At 59.7% G+C, this 13,112-nt stretch carries 5 protein-coding genes and 1 pseudogene; 5 read left to right on the forward strand and 1 reads right to left on the reverse strand.

Going from position 1 to position 13,112, the window contains the following annotated elements; translation table 11 throughout:
* The first annotated feature begins 54 nt into the window (after positions 1-54).
* Both ASE30_RS25645 and ASE30_RS29085 read left to right on the forward strand, forming a co-directional pair.
* On the forward strand, positions 55-852 hold the full coding sequence (locus ASE30_RS25645) for a MetQ/NlpA family ABC transporter substrate-binding protein (RefSeq protein ID WP_057287107.1): 798 nt from the start codon (positions 55-57) through the stop codon (positions 850-852).
* A gap of 50 nt (positions 853-902) precedes the next feature.
* Positions 903-1,635 (forward strand): annotated as a pseudogene (locus ASE30_RS29085) (IS5 family transposase).
* 295 nt (positions 1,636-1,930) lie between these two features.
* Here ASE30_RS29085 and ASE30_RS25660 read toward each other — a convergent pair.
* Positions 1,931-2,644: an autoinducer binding domain-containing protein gene (locus ASE30_RS25660; RefSeq protein ID WP_057287108.1), complete on the reverse strand. Its 714-nt coding sequence runs from the start codon at positions 2,642-2,644 to the stop codon at positions 1,931-1,933.
* Positions 2,645-3,125: 481 nt separating this feature from the next.
* On the opposite strand from ASE30_RS25660, the gene ASE30_RS25665 reads away from it, so the two are divergent.
* The 3 genes from ASE30_RS25665 to ASE30_RS25675 all read left to right on the forward strand — a co-directional run bounded on the left by ASE30_RS25665 (position 3,126) and on the right by ASE30_RS25675 (position 13,066).
* Positions 3,126-3,710, forward strand: a complete 585-nt coding sequence (locus ASE30_RS25665; RefSeq protein ID WP_057287109.1) for an acyl-homoserine-lactone synthase — start codon at positions 3,126-3,128, stop codon at positions 3,708-3,710.
* 352 nt (positions 3,711-4,062) lie between these two features.
* Positions 4,063-9,063, forward strand: coding sequence for a type I polyketide synthase (locus ASE30_RS25670; protein WP_057287110.1), 5,001 nt, complete (start codon positions 4,063-4,065; stop codon positions 9,061-9,063).
* 40 nt (positions 9,064-9,103) lie between these two features.
* On the forward strand, positions 9,104-13,066 hold the full coding sequence (locus tag ASE30_RS25675) for a non-ribosomal peptide synthetase (RefSeq protein ID WP_057287111.1): 3,963 nt from the start codon (positions 9,104-9,106) through the stop codon (positions 13,064-13,066).
* The last annotated feature ends 46 nt before the right edge of the window (positions 13,067-13,112 follow it).

Here is a 13,112-nt window from a genome sequence, read left to right on the forward strand (position 1 = left end):
TTCTCTGGCGCAGGTTTTTTCTCTTCCTACTTCCGTAATTCGGGATATCGCATCATGAGCATCAAGGTTTTGAAGTCGCTGGCCGCGTTCGCCCTGGGCGCCGCCGTATTCGCCCAGCCCGCGCTGGCTCAGGACAAGCCGTTGAAGATCGGCGTCACCGCCGGCCCGCACGCCCAGATCTTCGACGTGGTCAAGGCTGAAGCCGCCAAGCAGGGCCTGAACATCCAGGTCATCGAATTCACGGATTACGTGCAGCCCAACGTGGCGCTGGCCTCGGGCGACCTGGACGTCAACAGCTACCAGCACCAGCCTTACCTGGACAACGCCAATGCCGACCGCGGCTACAAGCTGGTCAGCATCGCCAAGACCGTGATCTTCCCGATCGGCATCTACAGCAAGAAGATCAAGTCCCTGTCGGAGCTGAAGGAAGGCGCCCGCATCGCGCTACCGAACGATCCGACCAACGGCGGCCGCGCACTGCTGCTGCTGCAGGCCAATGGCCTGATCAAGCTGCGTCCGGAAGCCGGCCTGAAGGCCACGCCGATCGACGTGATAGAGAACCCGAAGAAGCTGCGCTTCATCGAGCTGGACGCCGCCCAATTGCCGCGTTCGCTGGACGACACCGACGCGTCGGCCGTGAACACCAACTTCGCGCTGGAAGCCGGCCTGAATCCCGCCAAGGACGCCATCGCTCAGGAATCGCCGGATTCGCCGTATGCCAACGTGCTGGTCGTGCGCGAAAAGGACAAGGTCCGTCCCGAGTTCGCCAAGCTGATCGCCGTTTATCACAGCCCGGCCGTCAAGCAGTTCATCGAGACCAAGTACAAGGGCGCCGTGGTCGCTGCCTGGTAAGTCCAGATAGCTTCACCCCCGAAGACGGCCGCCGCGGTGGCCGTTTTCTTTTGGTGTGCTCGGCAAGGCGCACCCTCTACAGCAACGTCAGTCTGCCGAACCTAACGGTGTTGAATGCAGTGCACAACATCGCAGAGCATGGCTGCAAGTGGCGCGGACTGCCCAAGCGGTTCGGCAATTGGCACACCATCGACACGCGCAGGGAGCGCTGGTTCAAGGCGGGCGTTCTGGATCGGGTGTTCGAGCAGTCGCGACGTGCTCAGGTGGTACGCATCAAGATTGAAGCCGTATCGCTCGACGGCACGAGTATCAACGTGCATCTCGATGGCACGGGGGCGCTAAAAAGCCGGCCCGCAGTCATCGGAAAATCCAGAGGTGGCTAGAACGCCAAAATTCATATGGTTGCCGCATATGTTCGAACGGCCATAATGTTCTCGCTGTCGCCGGGACAGGCACACGATGCGCCAGAAGGCCGCGCGCTGCTGCGACGATTGGGCGGGCCGACCGCCCGCTGCACCTGTTGAGGGAGCGAGCCTACGAGGGCAACGAGACGCGACAGCTCGCGCTCGATCTGGGGTCCATCCCCGTCGTACCGCCGCTCATGACCCGGATCGAACCCTGGGAGTACGACCGCGAGATGTACGAGCGCCGCAACGAGGTCGAGCGGCTCTTCCGCCGCCTCAAAGGCTACGGCGCATCGTCTCTCGTTTCGAGAAACAAGACGTGATGTTCCTCGGCTTTATCCGCTTCGCACTGATCGCCGATGGACTTCGTTTGTGTTGATAGGCTCGAAGCCAGGAGTGTCCTGGAAAGTCAAAAATCCCGTCAGAATCAATTTCTGCCGGTTTTTTTTCATCTGTGCTCTTGAGAGTATTAGACCGAATCCCATACGCTCCATTAGCTACACTTGCCGCCCAAATTTGGCGACACAGGCATGCCCCGGGGCACAGAATATGCGTCCTCAGCCGTTGGCTAATGGCGCAACCCGGATGAATCGGTTTGCTGAAACAACCTCAAGGCCTGCGCTACTGGGCGCGAGGTGGCTGCTCTTGGAATGCATGCGCTCGGAAAATGGTGGCTAGTCCAGCAAGCCCATGAGAATCGCTTGGGCCGCTGCCGCCGTCTTGTTGGTAACGCCCAACTTCGCAATAGCGTTCTTCACATGAAAGTTCACCGTGTCGAACGAAATTCGAAGGATATCGGATACATCCCGTGACGTTTTGCCGTCGGCGAGCCACTTAAGGATCTCAACCTCGCGCGCTGTCAGATTGATCTGCAAGCTTTTCCCTGGAGTCGGTAAGAGCGCCTGTGCGAGTACAGGATGTGACATGAGGACGAGGTACCGCATCTTCATATCATTCGCGCGCAGCTCACTGGCGCTCACCGGTGCGCCTGACCGAGCCAGCGTGAGCATGCCTACCACGCCATGGGCATCGAAGTTTGATTGTGCCCAGCCCGCTCTCAGCCCGAAAGAGCACGCACCGTCCCATATCTCTGGCGTGTCCCTGAACAGCGAATCGCTCCAGACCACGGGCGTTTGTGTTCTACGCCCGTGCAGAACGGTAGGGTCGATTGCGACATAGTCCGCTGCTTCATACTGCTGCTTCCAGCCCGATGGATAGTTGCTGAAAAGTAAAATTCTAGGCTTCACGACGGGTAATGTAAGCCGCAAACCATACGCGCAATACTCGAACCCGAGTTTCGTCGCGGCTGTTGCAACCAAGGTAAACGCGGATTCTAGTGTTTGAGCTTTCAGCAGGCTCGTAGAAAGATCCTCAGCCCATTCTCTCAAAGTGATGGCCTTTTTTTTTTCCTCAATACCGTAGCTGCGGCTGAGGTAAATTCAGGGTCGGAGTTGCGATCTCCCGCAACTTCCCGGTATGAGTATGCTAGTCAGCAATCTCTTTCCGAAGTCCGGTTCGGGCGCCAGAAATGCTACAAGTAGCATGTGTAATATTGGATGGTTTCTGGGCTGATGTTTATATAATACTAATATGAAAATCACATAAATCCCAGATATTCGTAAATATTATATGACACGTTGGATTTATTCGATTGGTGTGAATTGTGCTTTTCACGCTGGTGCGTGTATGCCTGCTTTGTCTGCATTTGTTGCGGAACAACCGGGAGGGCCCCTTAAATCAATTTTAGCTGCACGCGATTCGCTGGATATTGAAAGGTTTGCGTGAAGGCTAAGTCATTTACTAAATTTGGTAGTTGCTCCAAAGCTGTCTGCGAGGTCGAATCGCTCCTACTACTTTTAGGGGGGGCGTGTGGAGATTTTAATTGGAAGGTCAAACAGACTTGCGAATGGTGTCGTAAGGGCGCTTGCGAGGTATCGCCATAGGATCTTCATCGACAGGTTAGGTTGGAATTTGACTGGCCAACATGGCTTGGAACTTGACCAGTTTGATAATGAAGAAACGATCTATGCCGTGGTGCGCAACTCGCAGGGCGAAGTTGTGGGATCGGCGCGATTACTTACGACCGAACGTCCCTATCTTCTCAGCGAGATCTTTCCTCAGTTGATGGGGGGCATCGCGCCTCCCTGCGACCCGCATGTCTGGGAGCTGTCCCGGTTCGCTGCGACGGACATCTCTATAACCCGCGACAAAGCGAATTCGCAATTCAGGGCCTCGGTGGTGGTCGAGTTGCTCGACGCCGTTTTTGCCGAAGCCGCCCGTCATGGTGTGCAACGAATAATCACGGTTTCCCCTATGGGGGTCGAGCGTCTGTTGCGACGTTACGGTTTCGAGGTCCAGCGTGCTGGGCCGGCGCACATCATTGATGGCCGACCCGTCCTCGCATTTTGGATTGAGGTGGGCCAAAGCACGCTACGCATCTGCACGGACCAATAGTGCCGTCCTCGTTGTGTCCTCGGAGGCCTCCGGCGAGAACTTGCCCGCCATAAACCAGGCGCGGGGCGGTGCGAGAAACCGGGGAGGGTCCAGTATTAAAAAAATACTTTGAAAAACTACCAAAAAAGGGAATTGTGCAGTGCGGGGGCTGCGTGTCAAATCCCCTCAGCGGACATCATTGCATCGTCACAGTTTCCCGGCTGGATATTAAGTGCTCGATAGCTACTGCAGTTCGCTGCTCAACGCATTGGGCAAGTTTCCTGTCCCTGGGTAGCGCGGCGGTCTCCGTTTGTTGATGAAGGTTAATTGCCGCTTTTTTCGTCGTCCACACGCACATTGCAAAAGAATCGCCATGGCATGCACTTCCTTAGTCGAGCTGTTTCTCAACAATACTGACCCCAGCACGCCGGCCGCTTTCACCTATCTGCGCAGCGGCGATCAAGCCGACGCCATGCTGACTCATTTCGAGTTGGCCGAGCGCGCCAAGCGAGTGGCCGCTTGGCTTATTGATCACGGCTATGGAGGGGAGCGAGCGCTCCTGATGTTCCCTCCCGGTTTGGAATTTGTCGAAGCCTTCTTGGGCTGCATGATGGCCGGCGTGGTGGCGGTACCGGTGGCGCCGGTATCGCTGAGAGGCGACAAGGGCAAGGTCAAAGTTAAGCGTGTTCTGTCGATCCTAAACGATTGCCGCCCTGCGCTGGTGCTAGGTGTCAGTCAGACCTTGGACGGAACGCCCGCCTTTGTCGCCGAGCATCCCGAGTTCCAAAACCTGGTTTGGCTGGCTTTGGATGCTTTCGATGGCTGGGAGCATTACCGGGGGCTGGATGTAGCGCTGCCGTCAGCCGACTCGATCAGTCTCTTGCAATACACGTCCGGATCGACCGCCAATCCCAAAGGCGTGATGTTGTCACACAAGAATATCTTGCACAACTTGGCGCAATGGGACTATGGCCTCGGGCACGACGCCGACAGCAAAATGGTGTGTTGGGTGCCGCATTTCCACGACCTGGGCCTACTTTACGGCGTACTGTTCCCCATGTATCGCGGGATTTCAGCCTATTTGCTCCCTGCGGCAGCCGTGGTGCAGAAGCCGTTACGCTGGTTGCAGGCGATCACACACTATCGCGGTACCCACAGCATGGGGCCGAATTTTATCTACGACCATTGTATTGACCACGTCGCCGATGCCGAATGTGGGGGCCTGGATCTGTCGTCGTGGCGCATGGCCCTGAACGCGGCAGAGCCAATCCGGGCCGAGACGATTCAGCGCTTCAATGCCAAGTTTGCACCCTATGGGCTTCGATCCCATACGCTGACCGCCGCTTACGGGTTGGCCGAGGCTACCTGCATCGTCACCGGCCAGAATTGGGACCAGCCAATGCGCAGCATGGCGCTGTCGAGTGCCGCGCTGAGTCGCAACTTGGTGCGGCCCGCAGGACCCGGCGAGACAATCACTGAGCTAGTCGCCTGCGGCCAGGTCTTGTTGAACACAAGTGTCAAGATTGTTGACCCCAACAGCGGCACCGAATGTACACCCGATGGTATCGGGGAGATTTGGGTGCGTGGCGACAGCGTCTCGGCTGGCTATTGGAACCGGCCGGAAGAAAACCAACGCAGCTTTGGCGCGGTCATGCAGGGCGATCCGCAGCAGCTGCCATATCTGCGCACCGGGGACCTCGGCTTCCTGGACAGCGGTAATGTTTTCACCACCGGCCGCATCAAGGACGTCGTCATAGTACGTGGCGAAAATTACTACCCGCAAGATGCCGAATGGGAAGTCGAACATTCCCACCCAGCATTCAAGCCATCCGGTTGCGCGGTGTTCTCTGTGCTGCGCGATCACGAAGAGAGAATCGTCGTCGCGCAGGAGTTGATACGACATCACGATCGCTGGAGCGTCGAGGACATGTATGGCGCGATTCGACGTGCGGTCAGCACCGTGTACGACTTGCCGGTCGAAGCGATTGTGCTGATCCGCCCCGGCACCACCGCCAAAACGTCCAGCGGGAAGATCCAGCGCGGGGCGTCGAAAGCTGCATACTTGAACGGCGCGCTTCAGGTGATCGCGCAATGGCGGCGACCGTCATCGGTAGTCGATGTTGAACAGGTCACCGGCATTACGCCGGTGGCCGAGATGTCGCAGTTGAAGGCGATTGAACTGTTTCTGATGCAGCGTATCAGCGCGCTGGCGTCGCTCGCGCCCACGGCGATAGATCCGCTGCGGCCGTTTGCCGAATACGGTCTAGGTTCCCTTGATGCGACCATGTTGGCCGGAGAACTGGGAAGCCACTTCGGCCTAGAGGTGGCACCGACCGCGTTCTACGATCACCCCAGCATCCGTCAGTTGGCGCTGGAGCTTTCCGGTACCTCGGTTGCGGCCTGCTCTGCCTGTGTGACCAGCGACGGTCCCGATGACGATACCATCGTGGTGGTGGGCATGGCATGCCGCTTTCCTGGTGCCGATCAGCTTTCGGCCTACTGGAAAGTGTTGGCGGAAGGCGTCAGCACCACCACCGAACGCATCTTGAGCGACGGCAGGCTGCGACACGGCGGCTTCCTCGACAACGTCGGCGGATTCGACCATGAATTCTTCACAGTCAGCCAGCGCGAAGCGGCCTGCATTGATCCTCAACAGCGCATTGCACTGGAGGTGACGTGGCAGGCGCTGGAGGATGCCGGCATACGGCCCGAACAGCTTGGCGGCAGCAATGCCGGCGTGTTCTTTGGGGCCTCGGCGTTCGACTATGGCGCGCTGCAATTGGGGGAAGGGGCTCTGGATGCCTACAGCTGTCAAGGCTCGTCGCTGGCGGTAATAGCCAACCGCATCGCCTATCAGTTCGACTTGCGCGGGCCCAGCTTCGTGGTCGACACCGCTTGTTCGTCGGCATTGACGGCGCTGCACCTCGCCGCGCGTAGCCTACGGGATGGCGAATGCGAACTGGCGTTGGCCGGCGCAGTCAATATATTGCTGGCGGCGGACTGGGACTTGGCGCTGACTAAGGCCGGCATGCTAGCGCCGGACGGACGTTGCAAGACCTTCGATGCGGCGGCTAATGGCTATGTGCGCAGCGAAGGTTGCGGCGTTCTGGTGCTCAAGCGCCAGGCCGATGCGGTGCGTGACGGAGACCGCATCTATGGCGCCATTCTGGGCAGCGCCCTTAACCAGGATGGCCGCAGCAATGGTCTGACCGCACCTAACGGTCAAGCGCAGGAAGCGTTATTGCGCCGCGCACTAAGCAATGCCAGCGTCAGCGCGGCTGAGCTGGGCTACATCGAAGCCCATGGCACAGGTACTCCGCTGGGTGATCCAATCGAATGCGGCGCGTTGCGGCGAGTGTTGGGCGCGCGCGCTCGGCCATGCCTGGTCGGTTCGGTCAAGGCCAATCTCGGCCATCTCGAAGCGGCGGCCGGTATGGCCGGCATGATCAAAACCCTGCTGGCGCTGCATCATGATCTGATCCCCGCCCAGGTGCAATTCGCGCAACTCAATCCTCTGATCGAATTGGGCGATGCGTTGGCGATACCACGCGCGGCCATTCCATGGCCCCGTCCGTCGCGGGGACGGCGTTGCGCGCTGGTCAGCGCTTTCGGTTTCTCTGGCGCAAACGCTTGTGTGGTGGTGGGCGATGGCTTAGTTGCAGACACACACGTGGTGCGGAAATTGCCAGCACCTTCCGTGCTGCCCTTTGTGCTGAGCGCGCGAGACCAGCCAGCGTTGCTTCGTCTGGCGTCGCGCTACGCGGACGCTCTGGGAGCCATTGATGAGCAGGAGTGGGCGCATGCGATGTACACCGTCGCGTGCCGTCGTTCTGTTCAAACGGCGCGTTTTAGCGCCGTGGTCGACGGCCCGACAGCGCTTGCGGCGCGACTGCATGCATTGATGCATAGTGGCGATGGCGGCCCGGCCTCGGCACCGGCGCGGCGTATTCGCCCCCGGGTGGCGTTGGTTTTTTCGGGCCAGGGCATCCCGCTAGCAGGCGTGGCGCGCGAGTTGCATTTTCGTCTGCCGCCGTTCCGCGCTGCGCTGGCGCGCTGCAACGCGGTGCTGGAGCCAATACTGGGGCATAGCCTGTACACGCTTCTTTACGATACGCCCATCGGTGTCGACCTCGAGCGGCCGGCGCTGGCTCAGCCCCTGCACTTCGCGCTCCAATATGCACTGAGTCAGACTTTTCTTGGTTGCGGTATCCAGCCGGATATTGTTCTTGGGCACAGTCTAGGTGAATACGCGGCCCTGGTGGTGGCTGGTGCAATGACGCCGGAAGTGGCGTTGAGGCTGGTGGCGGCACGCGGCCAGTTGACCGAGAGCTTAGCCGCAGCGGGTTCCATGGCGACCGTGTTTGCAGATCATGGGACAGTACTCAAGGCAATCGCCGGAAGCCGTCTGGCTCTCGACGTAGCTGCCCTCAACGGCGAGCATCATTGCGTTGTCGCGGGTACCGCGCAAGAAATCAACGCCTTCTGCGAATATATGACCGAAACCCGAACGGCAGAATATCGAAAACTGGGCGTGGCGCGTGCGTATCATTCAGCGCTGATCGACCCGATTATCCCGCCATTCCGTGCGCTCGCCGAACAATGTCAGTTTGACGTTCCCCAAACGCCGCTGATATCGAATGTCAGCGGCTCGCTGTGGCCGGCTGGACAGGCGCTCGATGCCGATTACCTGGCGTGCCATCTGCGGCAGCCGGTACGATTCGCCGACGCGCTCGATACGCTGGCCAAAGCGCAAACGACGCTGGCCATCGAGATCGGATCTAAACCGGTGTTGTGCAGCATCGCTCAGGCACATCTTGACCAGCGCGGTCCGCGTTGGGTTCCGGCACTGCGCCATAACGGTCACGATTGGCGGACCTGGCTCGAATGCCTGAGCACAGCCTACAACGAGGGCGTTGAGGTTTGCTGGACCATGCTGTTCGAGGCGCCTCGCGTATGCGCCGCGCCGTTGCCGCCATATGCTTTTGCTGAACATCAACACTGGTTCACCGTGCGTGCCGACATGCTAGAGCACCAACGCCCTGATCGTTGGTTGCCCGAGTCCGGCAAGACTTTAACGCAGCGGCCGGAAAATCAAACGATCCTTGTGGAGGATCCCGCCAAGATGCCACTGCTGCAAGCGTTGACCCTTACGCTGGCGCGGTTGATGCACAAGGCGCCGGCGACGATCAACCCCGCCGACACGTTCTTCGAGCTAGGGGTAGATTCCATCGTGCTCATGGAGTTTCTGCGCATCACCAATCAGGTACACGGCTCCAAGCTGAGTGCAGCCGACATCGTCGAGCATTGCCCCAGTATCGAATTAGTCGCAGTTCGAATCCGTTCGACGGTTCCGTTTATCGCTACGGCTATATAGCCGTGGTTCGCCTTCCCAGTGCATCCCGCAAGGAGTCAATGTGAGTCCGGAATTTGAACTGCTGGTCGATGAGGCTCGGGTGGCGCCGCCGGAGGCCGCGCACGCGCCGTTCGCGCTGACCGATATGCAACACGCGTACTGGGTCGGCGAACAGAAACTTTATCGACTGCAGACTCCAGCGTTGCTTTATCGCAGCTTTGACAGCGCCACGCTGGACCTGATGCAGCTGGAGGCAGCGCTGATTGCAGTAGTAACGCGCCATCCCGCACTGCGCACACGCGTGCTGGCAGACGGCCGACAGCAAGTGGAGCCACCGCCGCTACGAATCGAGATCGCGCTAAGCGATATTAGCGGCACTGCCGACCGCGCGGATTCGCTGACCGAGCATCATCCGGAAGCTGACGGAAAATTGCCATTTTCGTGTTGGGTCGAGAGGTTGAAGGATGGTTATGTGATTCACTTCATAGTGCGGCTTATCGCGCTCGATGGCCGCTCTATCATGATGTTCTTCGATGAGGTTGCCGCAGCCTATCTGGGCGCGCCCCTGCCGCCGGCGCCGGCAGCCAGCTACCGCGATTTCGTCCTGCATCAACAGCAACTGAAGGAGCAGGCGTCCTATCAGCGGTCGCTGGAATATTGGAGGCAGCGAATTGCCGTCCTGCCGAGCTCGCCGGAATTGCCCCTTGTTGAGCATGATGCGATACCCATGTGCTCTACCTTCCTGCGTAAGCAGATTGTCCTTGAAGCCGAACAGGTGGAGCAGCTTAAGCTACGCGCACGGAAATGCGGCGTGACGCTCAACGCGCTGCTGTGCACGACGTACGCGGATGTACTGCGGCTCTGGTCGCGCAACGTCGACTTCACGCTCAATCTGTTGGTATCGCAACACGCCTCTAGCGGCCCGGAGTTCGAGGGTGTGCTGGGAAACTTCAGCAATACCTTGTTGTTGGAAGTCGCGGCTACGTCCGGCAGCTTGCGCCAGCGCGCACAAGCTCTGCAGCAGCAGTTGTACCGTGAGTTGGAACACGCCCAGGTCTCGGGCGTGGAAGTGATACGGGCTATGCGGCGCGGTGGCGGCAACGTGCCGGCCATGCCTGTCGTCTTTGCCAGTACGCTGGGCCTGGTTGGAGACCATCGGCCAGCAGGCCATTGTGCTATCGGTTGGCGCGTGCGCGAAGGCCGCTTGCACACCCCGCAAGTCTGGCTTGATCACCAGGTGTATATGGATGAGGGGCGGCTAGTTCTGAACTGGGACTTCGCTGAACAAGTGTTCTTACCCGAGGTGCCCGAGCAGATGTTCGCGGTCTATCAGCACCAACTCGATGCGCTACTGCGAACGACTGACGCGGCTGACCAGTCGTTTCTGCCTCGCGTGCCGCAGCGCTTTCTGGAGGCGCGGCTGGCAGCCAATGATACTGATATTCCCTTGCCGGGTGGTTTGCTACACGATCTCTTCGCAATGGCTTGTCGCGAGCACGCCTCCCGGCCCGCATTACTTAGCGAACAGCGCAATCTTAGCTACGATCAGTTGTGGTGCTTCAGTACCCGGCTCGCGGAGCAGTTGAGGGGGCACGGCGTAGGTGTCAACGATGTGGTTGCGGTGCTGGCGCACCGAGGATGGCGTCAAATCACGGCTGTGCTGGCTGTTTTGCAGGCTGGAGGTGCCTATCTGCCGGTGGACGCCAACACCCCACCGGCGCGTCGGGAGCATTTGATTGAGCAGCCGGGCGTCAAACTGCTACTGACTGAGCGTGCGTTGTTGGCCGATATGAAGCTACCGCCGGATGTGCTGCCTCTGGTGCTGGAAGACGTATTGGATGATGGCGAGCCAGGCCCAGCGGTCGAGCTGGCATCGGCACAGCTGCCGGAAGACCTCGCCTACGTAATATTTACGTCCGGCTCCACCGGTCGGCCGAAAGGGGTGGCGATCAGTCATCGCGGTGCAGTCAATACCGTACAGGACGTGATCGCGCGATTTGGCCTGGGCGCGTCCGACCGAGTGCTCGGCGTCTCCGCCCTCAATTTCGATCTGTCTGTGTATGACATCTTCGGGACGCTGAGCTGCGGCGCGGCGCTCGTGCTGCCGGCCCCGAGTGCGATCCCTGCCCCGGACCAATGGGGCAGTTGCGTGCAGGACTATGGCGTGACGGTATGGAACAGCGTACCGGCGTTGCTCGACATGCAGCTGGAATATTCCGGCACTCGTGCTGCCGCCGAACTGGCCACGCTGCGACTGGTGATGTTGAGCGGCGATTGGATTCCCGTGGCCCTGCCAGAACGTTTGGCGGCGCAGGTGCCGAGAGCGTTACTGGTGAGCTTGGGCGGTGCCACTGAGGCCTCGATTTGGTCAAACTACTTCGTAGTCAGGAAAGTTGATCCGGCTTGGACCAGCATTCCCTACGGCTGGCCTCTGAGCAATCAGCGTTACCACGTGCTGAACGCTGCGCTACAGCCGGTACCGACTTGGGTCGCCGGCCATCTCTACATCGCGGGTAGCGGCCTAGCGCAGGGCTACTATCTGGACGCCGTACGCACCTCCGCCAGCTTCATCTACCATCCGACCAGCGGCGAGCGACTGTACCGCACCGGTGATGTCGGCCGCTATCATCCGAGCGGCTATCTGGAGTTCCTCGGCCGTAACGACAATCAGGTCAAGATCAGAGGTTTTCGCATCGAGATTGGTGAGATCGAATCGGCGCTGGAGCGTTGCGCCGGCGTGCGCAACGCGGCGGTGGTAGTGAGAGAGGTCGGTCAACGCGACCGACAGTTGCTGGGGTTTTACGTGGCGCACTCTGTTGGCGATATAGCACTCACGCCGGAGACGGTGCGGCGAGAATTGGCCGAATCCATGCCGGACTATATGGTGCCACCCGTACTGGTAGAGTTGGAGCGCTTGCCGGTCAGCTCGAACGGCAAGCTTGACCGCGCTGCGCTGGCGATTGTCGCGCGGCATCACCAATTGGCGCGCGCGGTCCGTGTGGCGCCGCGTAACGCTACCGAGCAAGGCCTGGCAGCCTTATGGCAGAAGTTGTTGGAAGGCGAAGAGCCCGGCGTTCACGATAATTTCTTCGAACTCGGCGGTACGTCATTGCTGGCGGTGCGCCTGCTGCATATGATTGCGGAAAAATTTGACCGCCAATTGGCGCTGGCTTCTCTGCTGCGCCACGGCACCATTGCGGCTCAAGCTGAACTGCTGCAGCAAGAACGCTCACCCGTGACGCGCGCCAGGCGCAGCGCCCTAGTGATGTTGCAAGAGGGTGCGTCGGACGGGCCGTTGCTGCTGGCACCGCATCCGGTCGGTGGCAACGTGCTGTGCTACCGCGCGCTGGCAGCATTGGTGCCGGCCGGAGTGACGGTTGCTGGCCTGCAATCGCCTGGCGACGGGAGCGCGCGCACTGTCGACGGAATGGCTGACGACTATCTGCGACAGGTCGCGCCATTGCTGCGGCAGCGGCGCGCGCTATACCTGCTGGGTTGGTCGATGGGCGGGGTGATTGCGAGTCAGATGGCGCATCAGATGGAGGCAGCCGGCAACAGGGTGAACGCGTTGGTGATGATCGACAGCTGGAGCGGTGCCACTGATGCACCTGCAGACGCCACATTGACCGGCGCAGCGTTGCTACACAGCTTTGTCAGCGACCTGCTGGCTGGTGACGGAGTTCAAAACTGGCAGGCCTGGCACGAACTGTCCGAAGACGAGTGTATTGATGCTGCGATGGAAGTGCTCCGCACACAGGGAGCGGCGGCCGGACAGTTGCCGCGTCCGCTTTTCCTGGCATTGCTGGCCGAGCATGCCGCCAACTACAACGCGCTTATTCGGCACCGACCGGCATTGCTGAGTGTTCCCACGCGCCAGTACCGAGCGAGCCGAACACAGGCCTTTCCGCTGTTGGAACCAGTAGTGCAGGGGCGAGTAACACACTTGGAGCGTGACCATTTCACGATCATCGACGAAGCCGAACTTGCTCGCATTGTCGCGGCGATGTTCGCGCCGACGATGTAAAGCGCATACATCGACTCGCCGAGAAGCCCTCACCAGAAAACCACAC

It is taken from the genome of Achromobacter sp. Root83, assembly GCF_001428845.1.
In the GTDB taxonomy this organism is placed as follows: Bacteria; Pseudomonadota; Gammaproteobacteria; order Burkholderiales; family Burkholderiaceae_B; genus Achromobacter.

Coding starts and splice junctions, on each gene's coding strand:
- ASE30_RS25645 (WP_057287107.1), top strand. CDS start 55: ATGAGCATCAAGGTTTTGAAGTCGCTGGCCGCGTTCGCCCTGGGCGCC.
- ASE30_RS25670 (WP_057287110.1), top strand. CDS start 4,063: ATGGCATGCACTTCCTTAGTCGAGCTGTTTCTCAACAATACTGACCCC.